The organism is Sellimonas caecigallum (assembly GCF_019754295.1).
GTDB lineage: Bacteria > Bacillota > Clostridia > Lachnospirales > Lachnospiraceae > Sellimonas > Sellimonas caecigallum.
On sequence record NZ_VIRV01000001.1, the window covers coordinates 435,273 to 451,856 of the forward strand.

At 45.3% G+C, this 16,584-nt stretch carries 12 protein-coding genes; 1 reads left to right on the forward strand and 11 read right to left on the reverse strand.

The genetic code is table 11. The features are described 5' to 3' along the window. The 3 genes from FLB61_RS02035 to FLB61_RS02045 are packed head-to-tail and all read right to left on the reverse strand — an operon-like array spanning position 1 to position 2,444. A complete protein-coding gene (locus FLB61_RS02035; RefSeq protein WP_221919259.1) occupies positions 1-1,080 on the reverse strand; it encodes an NAD(P)/FAD-dependent oxidoreductase in 1,080 nt (359 codons plus the stop codon). Continuing rightward, positions 1,077-1,400, reverse strand: coding sequence for a (2Fe-2S)-binding protein (locus tag FLB61_RS02040; protein ID WP_087201948.1), 324 nt, complete (start codon positions 1,398-1,400; stop codon positions 1,077-1,079). Before FLB61_RS02040 ends, FLB61_RS02035 begins: the two co-directional genes overlap by 4 nt. 36 nt (positions 1,401-1,436) lie before the next feature. Next, positions 1,437-2,444, reverse strand: coding sequence for a proline racemase family protein (locus tag FLB61_RS02045; RefSeq protein WP_087201859.1), 1,008 nt, complete (start codon positions 2,442-2,444; stop codon positions 1,437-1,439). Positions 2,445-2,742: 298 nt separating this feature from the next. On the opposite strand from FLB61_RS02045, the gene FLB61_RS02050 reads away from it, so the two are divergent. Then, complete coding sequence (locus FLB61_RS02050) at positions 2,743-3,360, forward strand: helix-turn-helix domain-containing protein (protein WP_087201861.1); 618 nt, start codon at positions 2,743-2,745, stop codon at positions 3,358-3,360. A 116-nt stretch (positions 3,361-3,476) separates the two neighbouring features. On the opposite strand, the gene FLB61_RS02055 is transcribed toward FLB61_RS02050, so the two are convergent. From FLB61_RS02055 to nifJ, 8 genes are all read right to left on the reverse strand, one after another. Then, a complete protein-coding gene (locus tag FLB61_RS02055) occupies positions 3,477-4,448 on the reverse strand; it encodes an ABC transporter ATP-binding protein (RefSeq protein WP_087201863.1) in 972 nt (323 codons plus the stop codon). Continuing rightward, complete coding sequence (locus FLB61_RS02060) at positions 4,448-5,491, reverse strand: ABC transporter ATP-binding protein (RefSeq protein ID WP_221919260.1); 1,044 nt, start codon at positions 5,489-5,491, stop codon at positions 4,448-4,450. The genes FLB61_RS02055 and FLB61_RS02060 overlap by 1 nt, the downstream gene beginning before the upstream one ends. Positions 5,492-5,503: 12 nt before the next feature. Next, complete coding sequence (locus tag FLB61_RS02065; protein ID WP_087201867.1) at positions 5,504-6,427, reverse strand: ABC transporter permease; 924 nt, start codon at positions 6,425-6,427, stop codon at positions 5,504-5,506. A 9-nt stretch (positions 6,428-6,436) separates the two neighbouring features. After that, positions 6,437-7,357, reverse strand: a complete 921-nt coding sequence (locus tag FLB61_RS02070; protein ID WP_087201869.1) for an ABC transporter permease — start codon at positions 7,355-7,357, stop codon at positions 6,437-6,439. A 91-nt stretch (positions 7,358-7,448) separates the two neighbouring features. Continuing rightward, positions 7,449-9,080, reverse strand: a complete 1,632-nt coding sequence (locus FLB61_RS02075; protein WP_087201871.1) for a peptide ABC transporter substrate-binding protein — start codon at positions 9,078-9,080, stop codon at positions 7,449-7,451. Between the two features lie 18 nt (positions 9,081-9,098). Continuing rightward, positions 9,099-10,169 carry a M24 family metallopeptidase gene (locus FLB61_RS02080; protein WP_221919261.1) on the reverse strand — a complete coding sequence of 357 codons (1,071 nt, stop codon included), beginning with the start codon at positions 10,167-10,169 and terminating at the stop codon, positions 9,099-9,101. Between the two features lie 397 nt (positions 10,170-10,566). Continuing rightward, entirely contained in the window at positions 10,567-12,816 is a 2,250-nt protein-coding gene (locus FLB61_RS02085; protein WP_221919262.1) for a beta-L-arabinofuranosidase domain-containing protein, read from the reverse strand. A gap of 168 nt (positions 12,817-12,984) precedes the next feature. After that, complete coding sequence (gene nifJ, locus FLB61_RS02090) at positions 12,985-16,518, reverse strand: pyruvate:ferredoxin (flavodoxin) oxidoreductase (protein WP_087201878.1); 3,534 nt, start codon at positions 16,516-16,518, stop codon at positions 12,985-12,987. Positions 16,519-16,584 lie beyond the last annotated feature (66 nt).

The window sequence follows — 16,584 nt, forward strand, 5'->3', positions numbered from 1 at the left end:
TCAAACTCCTTTCCCGACAATCCGTTCTTTCGCCGCCATTCTTCTCTCTCCAAACGGTCCCTGGCGAAGAGATTCCAGGCGATCCCGTATTTCCTGTTTTCTCTTTTCTGCCTCTTCATCCGGAAAATGTCCCAGTGCCTGTGCTGCTGCCGCGGCTGCCAGCCTTCCTTCATCCATTGCCGTACTTGCCTCTTCCACTCCGGCCGTATCTCCAGCCACATAAATTCCAGGTACACTGGATTCCATATTCTCATCGTGCAGCGGCATAAATCCACCCAGTTCCGGGACGAACCCATGACGTACGCCCGCCATCTGAGCCAGCTCGGAAAGCGGCCGAAGCCCGACTGCCACGCAAATCACATCCACATCTGTTTCCAGTTCCGTCCCTTCCACAATCTTTCCGCCCTGAAACTGTGCAATGACAGCTTTCTCTACTTTATCCGTCCCTTTGGCCTCTTTGATCGTATATCCAAGATAAAACGGGATTCCGGCCCGACGTATTTTCGCCGCATGCACTCCATAGGCGCCGATCTTCGGCATCCCTTCCACAATTCCCACAACATCCGCTCCGGCCTGCATCAGCTGATAAGCCACAATCACCCCTACATTTCCGGAACCCACCATCAAAATCCTCTTTCCAGGCAGTACTCTCCCCACATTGACCATCGTCTGTGCGGCTCCTGCCCCCATCACTCCAGGCAGCGTCCAACCTGGGAACCGAAGCGGGTTTTCTGCTCCCCCGGTACAGATCAACAGTTTTTCTGCCTCCACAACCTCAGTTACACCGTTGTGCAAAATGGCTGCCCGTTTATCGCTGAAAATCCCGATGCACGGACTGTTGAGCCATACTTCCACATTCAATTCTTCCGTTTTCTGCAAAAGCTGCCTTCCGATATCTATTCCCCGCACCCCGGCGCTGTGAGCTTTTGATCCGAAAAATTTGTGAAGCTGTTTAAACAGCTGCCCGCCTGCCCGCCGGTTTTCATCTACCAGAAGGACGTCGCACCCGCGACTTTCCGCCTCGATGGCTGCCGCAAGCCCTGCCGGTCCTCCTCCTATAATTACCACTTCTCGTTTCATCTTCCGGTTCCTCGCTTTCCGTAACCCTGCTGTGTCTCAATCGTCATCCCCGCCCTTACCGGCGTTATACATGTCCGTACATTCGGATTTCCATCTACCGTCATAACACAGTCTGTGCATTGTCCGATACCGCAGAAAATACCTCTTGGCTCATGTTTTTTTGCTGTATACCGGTGGATCTGAATCCCATTTGCAAGCAGCGCCGCCGCGATCGTCTCCCCTTCTTTTGCACGAAGCGTCTGCCCGTCCACTGTGATTTCCACAAAATTCTCTTCCTGTATCCCCAGAATGGGATGCTCTCTCACTCTTCTGTCTTCCATGACGTCTCCTTCTTTCTTCTCCACTTCCGTCTTATGCTAAGCCAGCTGATATCCTTCCTGGAAAATATCGTCCGGGTCAAGCAGGAAAGTATGGATTCCCGTTACCCAGGCTCTCCCGGTCACTTCCGGCACAACTGCCGGGCGTCCTGCCACTTCGGCGTCGTCCAGGTATTTACACAAAAACTGTGCCCCAATGATACTCTGATGGATAAACGACCCGCCTTTTTTTATCTGTCCCTTGGCTGCCAGCACGGCAAGTTTTGCCGATGTGCCTGTGCCGCAAGGGGAACGGTCTACCGCGCCCGGAGGGATAATCACTGCATTTCGAACCGCTCCGTCCGGCTGTCCGGAAGGTTCATAAAACTCAATATGAGTCACATGATTTTCGAAAGCCAGCGTCGGATGTTGTACCGGTATGGTGCGGTTGATCTCTTTTTTCAGGTAATTTCCCGCTTTTACCAGTTCTGATGCATGTTCCGGATCAATAGGGAGCCCCACCTGTTCTGCAGGGATGATCGCGTAAATATTTCCGCCATACGCGATATCCATATGAATTTTCCCATATCTTTCCGTCTCGACAACCGCATCTTGCGCAAGGACAAACGCCGGCGCATTGACGAATGTGACATTCACGGCTGAGCAGTTTTTTACCTCGATTTTCAGTTTGACAAGCCCTGCCGCTGTATCCAGCGTCACGTAAGTGTAAGGTTCCTTTACTTCCACCATCCCAGCTTCCACAAGCGCTGTACCGACCCCGATCGTGTCGTGTCCGCACATTGGCATCCAGCCTCCGACTTCAAAATACAATACGCCAAAATCCGCTTCTTCCCTGCAAGGCTCCGTAATGATCGTACCGGACATTACCTCGTTTCCTCTTGGCTCGAATGTCAAAAGCTTCCGTATCCAGTCTCCTTTCCCGGCCATATATTCCATTTTCTCTTCCATACTTTTCCCCGGTATAGGCGGGACTCCTCCGATCACATTTCTCGTCGGTTCCCCGCACGTATGTGTGTCGATGGTGTGAAATGACTTTCTGATTTTCAAGGCTAAACCTCCTGTTCTTTGTGCAACTTATATAGACCGCGTTCTAGTTTCTGAATTTATTATAGCATTTTTCACACCTTTGTCAATATTATTTTTCATTTTTATGAAAATTTGTTTTTCTATTTTTGTATTTTATTGTTATAATTTGTTAGTTTTTTATCTTTTATGAAGTATTTTCCTTTTTTATCGTTATATTTTTCACTATCATGAAATTCAGGTCCGACGCAGGCAATCTTGACGTAAAAATAAAAATCTTTTATACTGTCAGTATTTCAAGAAAGAAGAAGGAGGATGGACGATGAGTCAAAATCTTGCAATTGGAGAAAAAATCAAATCTCTCCGCACCGCGAAAGGGTTAACTTTAAAACAGCTTGGGGAGATGACCGATCTGTCCATCGGCTTTCTTTCCCAGATGGAACGCGGTATGTCTTCTATCGCAATCGATACGCTGGACAAAATTGCTTCCGTTCTCGGGGTAAGCTTCAACAGCTTTTTCAGCGATACGGAAGAGGGGCTGAAGGAAGATCCGGTAGTCCACAGTTTTTCGCGCAAAACGATACCGGTCAGCCCACAGATCATACAGAGTTTTTTGAGCCACGATATCGAAGCGTATGATTTTCTGCCCCGAATTTTTCTTCTTATGCCTCTGGCAAACACAGACGAAGAGGAATTGGAGATGTACAGCCATTCCGGCGAAGAATTTATCTATGTCCTGGAAGGAATCGTCACAATCCAGCTCGGCTCATCTCAGCACATCCTTTATCCCGGAGACAGTATCCAGATTCATTCTAATGAAAAGCACAACTGGGTAAACCATACAAATAAAATCGTGAAGCTTTTGACAGTCAATGTTCCAAATCCATTTCAGCACCCGGAGAAAGGATATATCCTGCCATCGGAGGATTTTCCCCTTTGACTGCCCTCATGATTTCCGTCCGAAATCACAAAAGACACCTGCAGGTTTTCTGCAGGTGTCTTTTGACTCTGTTATTCTTTTTTCATCTCCGATATCATCGGATCTGCTTTCTTGTTTTATTGTTTGTCCATCAGATGACAGGCCACTTTATGGCCTGGCGCAACTTCCCGGAGTTTTGGCACTTCTTTAAAGCACTTCTCCGTTGCATACTCACAGCGTTCTGCAAACCTGCAGCACTGCGGAGGGTTGATCGGACTTGGTATCTCGCCTTTGATCGGGATTCGCCGATTGTTCTTTGCCTTATCCGGATCTGCTTCCGGGATAGCTGAAAGAAGAGCCTTTGTGTATGGATGTTTTGGATTTCCATAGAGTTCTTCTGTCTCCGCTTCCTCTACTATCGTTCCAAGATACATAACAATCACACGGTCTGAAATATATTTTACAACACTCAGATCATGGGCAACAAACAGATACGTCAGTCCCCTTGATTCCTGAAGATCTTTTAACATATTGATAACCTGAGCCTGAATGGACACATCCAGGGCGGAAATCGGCTCATCACAGATGATAAAATCCGGATTGACGGAAAGCGCTCTTGCAATTCCGATGCGCTGTCTCTGTCCTCCCGAAAACTCATGAGGGAACCTGGACATATGGTCTTTATTCAGTCCGACTGTCTCTAACAGTTCCTGAACCCTGGCATCTGCTTCTTTTGCAGACATACCGTGTTGTCTCAGCCCTTCCCCAACAATCTCTTTCACTGTCATACGGGAATTGAGCGATGCGTATGGATTCTGAAAAATCATCTGCACTTTCTGGCAGAATTCTTTCTTCTCTGCTTTTGACAATTTCGTAATATCTTTCCCGTCGTATATGACCTCTCCGCTTGTCGGTTCATAGAGACGGATCATACATCGGCCAGTCGTTGATTTGCCGCATCCGGACTCTCCTACCAATCCGACTGTTTCGCCTTTGTATATATCAAAGGAAACGTCATCGACAGCTTTCAAATCGGCGTGTCTTCCCACTTTAAAATATTTGCATAAATGTTTAACCTGAACGAGAGGCTTCTTTTCTTTCTTATCCATTATTTTACCTCTCCTTTCTCTATGGCTACTGCGCCCTGCTTTTTGATATCCGTATCCGGAGCATACTCATGCTGCAGCCAGCAGCTTGTCACATGTTCCTTGCACACCTGATATTCCAGAGGCGGATTGTCTTTGCACACATCCATCGCGTACTCACACCGCGCCGCAAATGGGCATCCCTTCGGAGGGAAGAACAGATCCGGAGGTGTCCCTTCGATTGGTTTCAGTTTTTCTCCCTTTTGCGTGTCCAGTTTTGCAATGGACTGCATTAACCCTTTTGTATACGGATGTGCCGTATTATAGAATATTTCGCTGACCGTACCTTTCTCCACTACTTTGCCGCCATACATGACAATGACTCTGTCACACATCCGGGCGATCACACCAAGATCGTGGGTAATCATGATAATCGACGTGCCAAGCTTTTCCCTCAGTTCCAACAAAAGATCCAGTATCTGTGCTTCAATCGTCACGTCAAGAGACGTCGTCGGTTCATCGCAAATAACCAGACTTGGACGGCTTACAAGAGCAATGGCGATCATAACACGCTGCTTCATACCGCCGGAAAGTTCATGCGGATACTGCCGGTATCGTTTTTCCACATCTGAGATACCTACCAGTTTCATAATTTCCAACGCTTTTTCTTTCACTTCACTTTTTGAGATATCCGTCCGTCCGAGAAAAACTTCTTCAATCTGTTTTCCGATTCTCATAGTGGGATTTAAGGATGTCATCGGATCCTGAAATACAAATCCAATATCCCGTCCGCGGATGTTGCGCAGCTCTTTTTTATTCATTTTCAAAATATCTTTTCCATTAAAGAAAATTTCTCCGCCCTCAAAAAATCCAGGCGGCTCCGGATTCAAACGCATGATACACTGTGCCGTCACGCTTTTTCCGCATCCGGACTCTCCTACGATACCGAGAATTTCTCCTTTTCGTACTTCAAAGCTGACGTCTCGGACAGCCTTTACCTCCCCGCCGTATGTTCGGAAAGAGTACACGACATTTTTTAATTCCAGTATTTTATCGTTTTCTGACATTTTTCAGTCCTCCTATTCCGTTCCTCGCAGTTTCGGGTCAACCGCATCTCTAAGACCGTTCCCTAAAAGATTCAGCGCCAGCATCGTCGTGCAGACAAAGAAGGCTGGAACCAGTATTTCATGCGGATAATATCTCAGGAACTGAATTCCCTCTTTACAGATAACGCCCCAGCTGCAGTCCGGCGGAACGATACCAAGCCCGATATAGCTTAAAAAGGCTTCCTGGAAAATCGCTCCCGGAATAGCCATACACAGATTCGTCACAAGCAGTCCCAGAATATTCGGAATAATGTGTCTCAAAATAATTTTTATATCTGGAATACCCAAAACCTTTGCCGCCAACACAAAATCCTGTTCCTTCAAGCGGTACACCTCGCCTCGTACGAAACGGCATGTTCCAATCCATCCCACAACGCACATTGCCACAATAAGAGGGGTAATTCCCTTTCCGAGAACCATCATGACAAGAATTGTGATGATAAGACTCGGTATTCCATAAAGGACATCCACAAGACGCATGACGATCATGTCAAGTTTGCCGCCGTAAAATCCGCACAGGCCTCCGACTACGGCTCCCACACACATATTCAGTACAGCGGAAATCAGACCGATGGACAAGGATACTCTTGCCCCCATCCAGATACGAACCCACATATCACGCCCGGTCGAATCGCATCCCAGCCAGTGTTCCGCCGAAAACATTGCATGTCTTGCATCTACATCCATCTGCGACTGTGTATACTGGCTGAACATAGGTGCAAAGATTGCAAGGAGCGCGTACAGAACAACGATACAAAGACCGATAAACGCACTTTTATTTTTTCTCAGTCGTCTCCACGCATCCGACCAGAAGGAAAGAGACGGCCTGCTGATGCTCTCCATCCGGACAGCATCTTTTCCCCGTATAACAAATGATTCTTTTTTCAATTCTGCCATATCTCTTACCTACCTTTTTCCAATACGTACACGCGGATCGGCTACACCGTATAAAATATCCACAATCAAGTTACATGTTACAAGGAAAATACCGTAGAATATCGTCATCCCAAGCACCATGGAGTAATCGTTGTTTGAAACACTTTCCACGTAATATTTTCCCATTCCTGGAATGGCAAAAATCGATTCCAATACGAATGTACCTGTAAGTACGGACGCTACTGTCGGCCCAAGCACCGTCATAACCGGCATGATGGCGTTCCGTATTTGATGTTTGTACGTTACCCGTAAATCTGACACCCCTTTTGAACGGGCTGTCTTAATATAATCCTGCTGCGTAACTTCCAGCATGCTTGCACGCATGATACGCGAGACGGATGCCAGCGTATAGAATGCCAGCGCGCAGGCCGGAAGAATCGTGTATTCGATCCCTTCGTATTTTGCAACCGGAAGAAGTCCCCATCTGATACCAAAAAGATACTGGAGTACCGCACCCATGATAAAGTCCGGGATACTTGTTCCAAGCACCGCGATGATGACACAGAAGAAATCCAGTTTCTTTCCTCTGTTTCTCGCAGAGATAATTCCCAGGACAAGGCCAATGGATACTGCAAGTACCAAAGCACGGATCCCAAGATCCGCAGAAAACGGGAATGTTTCTCCGATGATATCGTTGACCGTTCTGTTTGTAAATTTCATGGAATATCCGAAATTCCCCTGAAGCAAATTGCCCATATACACCAGATACTGTACAATAAGCGGTTTGTCAAACCCATAGTACGCTTCCATATTCGCCGCAACTTCCGGCGTCAGCTTTGCGCTCGTAAAAGGCGTACCTGGCATCAGACGCACAAGAAAGAACACAATTGTGATCAGTACCCAGATCGTCAGAACCGCTGCTATTACACGCTTTATAATATACTTGAGCATTTCTCATCCTCCTACCGTAAGCGAAAGAATCCGCCGCCCAGTCTGCTGCCGGGCAGCGGTCTTCGATTCTTTCATTCTATTTCATGAATGATTATTTTTCTACATCTGCGTGAACCCAATCGATGTTGACACTGCAATAGAAGAATGTTACGTCCTTCATGTCATCATCCAGCAGATAATGGATTACACGTTCTGCCTGCGGAAGGAATGCACCGTCGTCAATAATAATCTGTTCTGCCTGATGAAGCATATCCATACGGGCTTTCGCGTCTACTTCCTGCTGAGAAGCTTCCAAAAGCTGATCTACCTGATCATTTTTATATCTGCTGTAGTTATAAGAACTGCCTGATTTGAAAAGTTCCAGATAACTGTATGGATCATCGTAGTCTGATCCCCAGCCTCCCCAAGCGATCTCATAATCGCCGCTCTGCTGTCTGCTAAGCACTTCATTGTATGTTACCTGCTGGATCGTCACATTGATTCCCAGCGTCTTGGTCCACATTTCCTGACATACTTCCGCCTGTTTTTTGGATGTCTCCGCATCTGTCGTCGTGATGGAAAGGGAAATGTCGGAAGGATTGGAAAGTCCAAGTTCAGACAAGGCTGTATTCAGATATTCTTTTGCCTTTGCCTCGTCTCCGTCAAGCGGATAAGACTGAAGCGTGGATTCCTCTCCATACGTCTTTTCCACACCTTTCAGGCCGCTGAAAGCAAGTGAAGCGCTTGGTGCACTAATACCATTGTTTACAAGATCATTGTAATCATTTCTGTTCAGCGCATAGTTAAGGGCAAGCCTTAAATTCTTGTTGGAAAGATACTGATTGCTGCAGTTAAAGTAAAAATAATCCACATTTCCATTCCGGAAAACGTTGTCTTTTCCTTCATAAGTTGGGACAGCTGCGGATGGAAGTTCTACATAATCAAGTTCGCCGTCCTCATACATCGCAAGCGCTGTATCCTGAGTCTGTACATAGCTAAGTTCTACTCGGTCAAGTTTAATGGAATCTGCATCCCAGTACTCTTCATTTGGCTCAAATACCCATTTTTGATTTTTGGAACTGGTCAGTTTGTACGGACCTGAATAAATATTTTTCTCTGCGTCTGCCGCAAAATCTTTTCCGTATTTTTCTACGATATCCTGGCGAAGCGGTGCAAACTGTGCCTGAGCTCCGATCATACTCAAAAAGTATGCTGTCGGATGCTCCAGCGTCACGACAAGCGTCGTATCGTCCTGAGCGACAACCCCAAGTTCAGATGGATCCATCTGTCCTTTTTCAACCTGATAACCGTTCTTTATGTATTCTCCGATGAATGCGTATGGAGCTGCTGTTTTCGGGTTCATCAGTCTCTGCCAGCTGTACACGAAATCCTGCGCTTTGATCTGCTGTCCGTCACTCCATTTGGCATCCGGATTCAAATGGAAAGTATAGGTAAGACCGTCTTCGGAAACTTCCCAGGTCTCTGCTACACCCGGATATACTTCTCCTCCGGTGTTCCGCACAAGACTTTCCGTAATTGCATGCTGAATCTCATTGTCTGGGATACTGTTGCTCTTCGTCGGATCCAGACTGGTAGGTTCCGTTCTTGTAGAATAACGGAATACTTTCTCATTGCTTTCTGAAGATTCGCCTTCTTCTTTTCCGCCTCCTGGAACGCCGCATCCAGCAAGCATTGTCACTGTCATTGCTGCTGCCAGCAATGCTGCCAAAATTTTCTTTTTCATAATAAGCCTCCTTTTGATTTAGATTTCTATCAAATCGTGTGTAGCACTTATCAGGTTTTCATACCCCTGTTCTGTGATAAGTCCCTGATCTTCGATCCGGATCCCTCCCCAGCCCGGAATATAAATTCCTGGTTCTACCGTCATAATGTTCCCCTTCTGGAGAACTGCGGTGGAATTGCTTCCGATAAACGGAAGTTCATGGACGAAAAGTCCGATGCCATGTCCGATGCCTCCGTAATTATATTTCAGATAAGGCGTATCCTTAATAGCTTTTAAGGATGCCTCATAACACTCTATGCCTGTCACTCCCGGTTTGATGACTGCTTCCACATCTTCTGTCATCTGCCTGCAAAGATCATACACTTTTTTCTGTTCTTCGGATGCTTTTCCGACTACTACCGTCCGGGTCATATCAGACAGATACCCATTATACTGGCAGCCATAATCCATCAGAACCAGATCTCCGTATTCTATGGATTTGCTTGACGGAATTCCATGAAGAAGAGATGTCCTTGCCCCTGAAATCAGTATCCCTCCGTACGGCTTTGTATCTGCTCCTTCCATAACCATATAGTGGGACAGCCTGGATGCCAGCTCTTTTTCAGTAACTCCAACACGGATATCTTTGACAATCTTTTCGAACGCCCGCGATGCAATCTCACACGCCGCCCTTAAATATCCTTCCTCTTCTTTTGTCTTTACAGAGCGAAATTCTTCCGTCACATTCGATGTAGGAATCATTTCTGCCTTTACACTGTTCCGAATCGACTCATAAAACGCGAAAGTCAGATAGTCTTCTTCAAAGGCGATGGTTTTTATATTCTCGCATTCGCCCAGATGACCGACCGTCTTCCCGATGGTATTTCCTGGTGTTCGCCAATTCACGATCTCATAAGACGGGCATTCATTAGACGCCTGCTCCGTATATCTTGGATCCGTAATAAAGTACTGTTTTGATTTGGTTATGTACAGATAAGAGTCCTCTCCTGTATAGGAACTGATATAGCGCACATTTGCCGGTTTTGCTACAAAAAAGGAGTCCAGTTCGTGCTCCTCCATGTAATTTCTGATTTTCTGCAGTGTATTCACGTTTTACCCCCCTATCTAAAATGTATATTTATATTACCACCTTTCTATCTCTCCTGTCAATATCGTGACAATTAATTTCGTTTAATTTTCTCAATTTTCCCTCATTATTGTCTATCTTATTTTGTTTTTTTCAAATATTCTATATTTATTTTTTATTTTTTCTTATTTTTTCTGTTTTATTATTTTTACACAAAATACACTTGTCTATTTTGCACTAGACTTTTGTACATTTTTTGTCTACTTTTTCACGTAATTGAAAAGTTATTTTATGTTTAAAGTTGTCACTTTTTAAATATTTATTCATAAATTTATCTATTTTATTCTTTTCTATTTCGTTTTTCAAAGCTCAAAAAAAGGTTTTGAATAAATATTCCAAATTTATCCAAAACCTTTCCTGTCAATCTTCTTTTTTCCAGTAAACGTGATAGTTCTCTTCCTCTATATCAAACAAAGGACGAAATTCTATTCCGCGAAGTCGAAATCTGCTCCCTTTCTCCCGGACAGGTCTTTCCCCCTTCCGGAATTTCAGATACTCGTTTTCCTTTTGAACAGCCGCCAAAATATACGGACCGTATCGGAAAACACCAAGATCTCCCCGATCCTGCGGGCTTTCTGTCTCTATAGAGCAGAAAAACTGTATTTGTATCTCATGGACACCCTGCGGAATATCCAGACAGAAATATCCGTCTTTTTCGCACAACTGTGCCCATTTGGCTTCATCCATCCAGATATCTGCCTTTCCATTGTTCCAGTACGGATCTCTGATTTTCATCTCAAAATCGGCTCCAGCTTCGATTTCAATCTGTATTTTCCCTGGAACATCCATGTCTGTCTTTTGCCTTACAAAAACATCTTTTTCCTCCCACCTCAGTGAGGATTCCACAAACAGATTCACGATCAGATTATCCTTCTCCGCCGCATAGATCATATCCGCATATTTAAAATGGCTCTCCATACCCGTTCCATGACAGCAGGAATTCTCCCGTTCAAATACTTTTTTCCCTCCCGGAGCCAGAGGAGTAAAGTATACCGATTCCCCGCTTACGCCATGTTCTCTGGACGCAAGGATGTGGTTGAAGAGTGTCCGTTCATAGTAGTCCATCATCTCTTTGCTTCCTTCATACTGATAAAGCTCTTTTGTAAGTTTCAGCATATTGTAGGATGCACAGGACTCGGCTGTGTGATGGGAAAGCAGATTTCCGATACAGTCCGGGCAATGAAACATTTCTCCCTCCCCTGTACCGCCGATGGCGTATGTCCTCCTCTTTGTTACCGTATTCCAGAAAAACTCCGATAAGTCATAGTATCTTTTTTCTCCTGTCACTTTAAATATTTCCATCGCCCCAACGATCTGCGGAATGTGCTGGTTTGCGTGCATCTTATCAAGGGCGTCGATTTTCTGCTCCATTGGAAAAAATAGTTTTTCATTGTCAAAAAAACGGGCGGCATCCAGATAATATGTTTCTCCTGTGATTGCGTAAAGTCTCGCCAAAACATCGTTCATTCCACCGTATTCCCCGGCAATATAGATACTCCACATCTTAAGCCTCTGCTCCTGTGAAAGCCGGGACAGACGATCGTACACCCACTTTCCCATCTTTTTCGCAATGCCAAGTGCTGTTTCACTGCCGATGAACTCAAAGCAGTCCAAAAGCCCCGCCAGGATTTTGTGAAGCGTGTAATATGGAGCCCATATATCCGGGTACGGCACATAAGCTTCCAGTTTATCAAACTGTTCTTCCGGATATCCGCTCAGAAATCCTTCGTGAATTCCTGGCATTTTTCCCATGGCTTCCTGGCATTTTTCCAGCTCCCGGATCATATATTCTGCTTTCTGCTTTGTCTTTTGATCTCCCGTCGCTTTATAGCAAAGTGCCAGGGCAGAAAGATAATGTCCGGTAGTATGTCCTCTCAGGCTGCACTCCGGAGCGTCCCATCCTGTCATTGGCTCTGCCTCTTTCGTATCCAGGCCAGCCGCTTCCCGAAAGTTATAGAGCATCTGATCATCGTCCCTGGAAAGAAGAAAGCGGCTCATCTCATCCTGTGCCTGAGTCAGACGGTTGTCTCCTTCCAAAACAGCCTCCCCATGATCGAAGTATCTCATTTTCGGCTTTGTGTCCTTCTTTTCTTTTTCCAGTTTTTCCTTCACATTTATCTGTGCCTCAACCTGGAAAGACAGATCGTCCAGAATGCCCGTCTCTGTCCGTCTCCCTTGTTGTCCATATTTTCTCTTGCTTCCGCCTTCCCATACTACCGGGTGCATGAGTGTTTCTCCTTCTTCGGTGTACACAATCAAAGAAGGCGGCAAAAAGAATTCTTTACCCACTTCCGCTTCCAAATTGACGGGCTCTATTCCTTTTACCCGGATACGGGGATGATCCTCCAGGATGCATACTTTATATTCTTTTGTGGCAGATACCGCTCCAAAGGAAAATGTTCCCCACAGAGAATAGGTCCGGTTCCCCATGCCATAAGAAGGTCTCCTGATTTTTCCGTCTGATCCCAGATACACTTCATGTTCAGAACGCCACTTGATATCAGATCCATATTTCCCTTTGTCCGGAAGATCCAGATCAAATTCAACGGTGTTGAGATTCCCCAGGTAAAGTGCCTCCATATCTTTTTTTACGATCTCTTCTGCATTCATCTTTTTCTCCTGTGTTTTCTAACGAGTACTCTTGTTTTTCTAAATTATAGCACAATATTTATGCCTTATCATTTCCTTCTTTTGAAAAATACCTCAAAAGATTTCGAAACTGGAAAGGGAAAGAGGCATGGGAACAAGTCCCATGCCTCATCATTTTTACATTTATTCTTATTCTGTCTTTCCGTACAGTGCAACAAGTTTGCTGAGATATTCGTATCTCTCTTTTGCTTCCTGTTCGTTCTTTTCGAATAATGCTTTTGCTTTTTCCGGGTTCTGTCTTACAAGAGAATTGTAACGTACTTCGCCGTTCAGGAATTCCTGATAATCTCCTGTAGGAGCTTTGCTGTCCAGAGTGAATTTATTTTCTGCAGCCGGGTTGAAGCGGAAGTTGTTCCAGTATCCGCATTCTACTGCAAGCTGTTCTTCTGTCTGTGCTTTGCTCATACCTTTCTTGATACCGTGGTTGATACACGGAGCGTATGCGATGATCAGTGACGGTCCCGGATAAGCTTCAGCTTCGGAAATCGCTTTAACTGTCTGGTTGAAGTCTGCACCCATTGCAATCTGTGCAACGTATACATATCCGTAGCTCATTGCAATACCAGCCAGGTCTTTCTTCTTCGTTTCTTTTCCGCCTGCTGCAAACTGTGCTACCGCACCTGTCTTTGTAGCTTTGGAAGACTGTCCGCCTGTGTTGGAGTAAACTTCTGTGTCGAATACCATGATATTGATATCCTGTCCGCTTGCCAGTACGTGGTCAAGTCCGCCGAATCCGATATCGTATGCCCATCCGTCTCCACCGAAGATCCACTGGGATTTCTTAGCCAGGAAATCTTTGTTGTTTACGATATCTTTGCATACTTCGCATTCGCATCCAGAAAGAGCAGCAACAAGTTTATCTGTAGCTGTTCCGTTTGTAGCTCCGCATGAGAATGTATCAAGCCATTCCTGACATGCTGCTTTTACTTCTTCAGATGCTTCTTCGGATGCTGCAACGGATTCTACTTTTGTCTTTAATCCATTTCTGAGTGCTTTGTTTGCAAGCATCATACCATATCCGAACTCTGCGTTATCTTCAAAGAGGGAGTTAGACCATGCAGGTCCTTTGCCTTCTGCGTTCACTGTGTATGGAGTGGACGGTGAGGAGTTACCCCAGATAGAAGAACATCCTGTCGCATTGGCAATATACATTCTGTCGCCAAATAACTGTGTGATAAGTTTTGCGTACGGTGTCTCGCCACATCCTGCACATGCTCCTGAGAATTCAAGAAGCGGCTGTTTGAACTGACTTCCCTTTACTGTATTTTCTTTGAATTTTGCAACAACTTCCGGTTTTACCGGGATTTCTCTTCCGAAATCGAAGAAGTTCTGTTCTCCGGCATTTTCTTCCATGTTGCCCATAACAAGTGCTTTTGCGCCTTTCTTTCCTGGACATACATTTGCGCAGGAACCACATCCTGTACAGTCGTAAGCGGATACTGTGATAGAGAATTTCATATCCGGCATACCAATCATCGGAATTGTCTGCATTCCTTCCGGTACATTTGCAGCTTCTTCTTCTGTGAGAGCTACCGGACGGATAACTGCGTGCGGACATACGTATGCACAGCGGTTACACTGGATACAGTTTTCCGGCTGCCACAGCGGGATATCTACTGCAATACCACGTTTTTCATATGCAGCTGTTCCGGACGGTGTTGTTCCGTCTACGTATTCTGTAAATGCAGATACAGGGAGTGAGTTTCCTTCCTGTGCATTTACTTTTGCCTGAATATTTTTAACGAAATCTACGACTTCTTTTCTTCCGCCTTTGACTTCCGGTGTGAATAATCCTTCGTCTTCTGCGTTCTTCCAGCTTTCCGGAACTTCAACCTGTACAACCTGTTTTGCACCTGCATCGATAGCGTCGTAGTTCATCTGAACGATCTTATCGCCTTTTCTTCCATATGTCGCTTTTGCTGCTTTCTTCATCAGATCGATCGCTTCTTCTTCCGGAATGATAGCTGCCAGTTTGAAGAATGCAGACTGCAGGATCGTATTGATACGTCCGCCGAGTCCGATCTCTTTACCGATCTTGATACCGTCGATCACATAAAACTTGATGTCATGGTTTGCGATGAATGCTTTTACCTGTCCCGGAAGATGTTTTTCCAGTCCTTCCATATCCCAAGGGCAGTTCAGAAGGAATGTACCTCCGTCAACCAGTTCCTGAACCATGTTGTATTTATTGATGTAGGACGGGTTGTGGCATGCAACAAAGTTTGCCTTTTTGATCAGATATGTTGATTTGATCGGCTTCTTTCCGAAACGAAGGTGTGACATTGTTACACCGCCGGATTTCTTGGAGTCGTAATCAAAATATGCCTGAGCATACATATCTGTATTGTCTCCGATGATCTTGATGGAGTTCTTGTTAGCTCCGACTGTACCGTCTGCTCCAAGTCCCCAGAATTTACAGTTGATCGTTCCTTCCGGAGTTGTCACAAGCGGAGCCCCCACTTCAAGTGAAAGATTTGTAACATCATCCACAATACCGATCGTGAATTTTTCTTTTTCTGTATTTTCATATACGGCAACGATCTGAGCCGGTGTCGTATCTTTGGAACCTAATCCGTAACGTCCTGTGAGGATCTTCACGCCGTCAAATTTTGTTCCTTTCAATGCTGCGACAACATCCAGGTACAGAGGTTCTCCCTGTGCTCCCGGTTCTTTTGTTCTGTCAAGTACAGAGATTACTTTTACAGAATCCGGAATCGCATTTACAAGTGCTTCAGCACAGAATGGTCTGTAAAGACGTACCTTTACAACTCCGACTTTCTGTCCTTTTGCAAGGAGATAATCTACTGTCTCATCGATTGTCTCGCAAACGGATCCCATAGCGATGATAACGTGTTCTGCGTCTTCTGCTCCGTGGTAGTTGAAGAGTTTATAGTTTGTTCCGATCTTTGCATTGACCTTGTCCATGTATTCCTGAACGATAGCCGGCATTGCATCATAGAACGGGTTGCATGCTTCTCTTGCCTGGAAGAATACGTCCGGGTTCTGAGCGGATCCTCTTTCACATGGATGATTCGGATTTAACGCATGTTTACGGAAAGCGTCGATAGCATCCATATCAACGAGATCTTTGAGATCTTCGTAATCCCATGTCTCGATCTTCTGGATTTCATGTGATGTACGGAATCCATCAAAGAAATTGATGAACGGAAGACGTCCTTTGATAGCTGCACAGTGTGCTACCGGTGTCAAGTCCATAACTTCCTGAACACTGGATTCACAAAGCATTGCACATCCTGTCTGGCGACATGCATATACGTCTGAGTGGTCTCCGAAGATAGAAAGGGCATGGCTTGCAAGAGCACGTGCGGAAACGTTAAATACTCCCGGAAGCTGTTCCCCTGCGATTTTATATAAGTTCGGGATCATAAGAAGAAGTCCCTGAGATGCCGTGTATGTTGTTGTAAGAGCACCTGCTGCGAGGGAACCATGTACAGTACCTGCAGCACCTGCTTCGGACTGCATCTCTGTAACCTGTACTTCCTGTCCAAAAATATTTTTTCTTCCCTGGGTAGCCCATTCATCTGTAGCTTCAGCCATAACGGATGATGGGGTGATCGGATAGATAGCAGCTACATCTGTGTATGCATATGAAGCATGAGCTGCAGCATGGTTACCATCCATGGTTTTCATTGATCTTCCCATTTCTTTATTCCTCCTTAGGTTCTTTAAATGTTTCTAAATTCATAGATATAGTTATTATATCCCGAA

Excerpts from the sequence above, each read along its gene's own strand:
- FLB61_RS02035 (WP_221919259.1), bottom strand. The coding sequence starts at position 1,080 with ATGAAACGAGAAGTGGTAATTATAGGAGGAGGACCGGCAGGGCTTGCG.
- FLB61_RS02040 (WP_087201948.1), bottom strand. The coding sequence starts at position 1,400 with ATGGAAGACAGAAGAGTGAGAGAGCATCCCATTCTGGGGATACAGGAA.
- FLB61_RS02050 (WP_087201861.1), top strand. The coding sequence starts at position 2,743 with ATGAGTCAAAATCTTGCAATTGGAGAAAAAATCAAATCTCTCCGCACC.
- FLB61_RS02055 (WP_087201863.1), bottom strand. The coding sequence starts at position 4,448 with ATGGATAAGAAAGAAAAGAAGCCTCTCGTTCAGGTTAAACATTTATGC.
- FLB61_RS02060 (WP_221919260.1), bottom strand. The coding sequence starts at position 5,491 with ATGTCAGAAAACGATAAAATACTGGAATTAAAAAATGTCGTGTACTCT.
- FLB61_RS02065 (WP_087201867.1), bottom strand. The coding sequence starts at position 6,427 with ATGGCAGAATTGAAAAAAGAATCATTTGTTATACGGGGAAAAGATGCT.
- FLB61_RS02070 (WP_087201869.1), bottom strand. The coding sequence starts at position 7,357 with ATGCTCAAGTATATTATAAAGCGTGTAATAGCAGCGGTTCTGACGATC.
- FLB61_RS02075 (WP_087201871.1), bottom strand. The coding sequence starts at position 9,080 with ATGAAAAAGAAAATTTTGGCAGCATTGCTGGCAGCAGCAATGACAGTG.
- FLB61_RS02085 (WP_221919262.1), bottom strand. The coding sequence starts at position 12,816 with ATGAATGCAGAAGAGATCGTAAAAAAAGATATGGAGGCACTTTACCTG.
- nifJ (WP_087201878.1), bottom strand. The coding sequence starts at position 16,518 with ATGGGAAGATCAATGAAAACCATGGATGGTAACCATGCTGCAGCTCAT.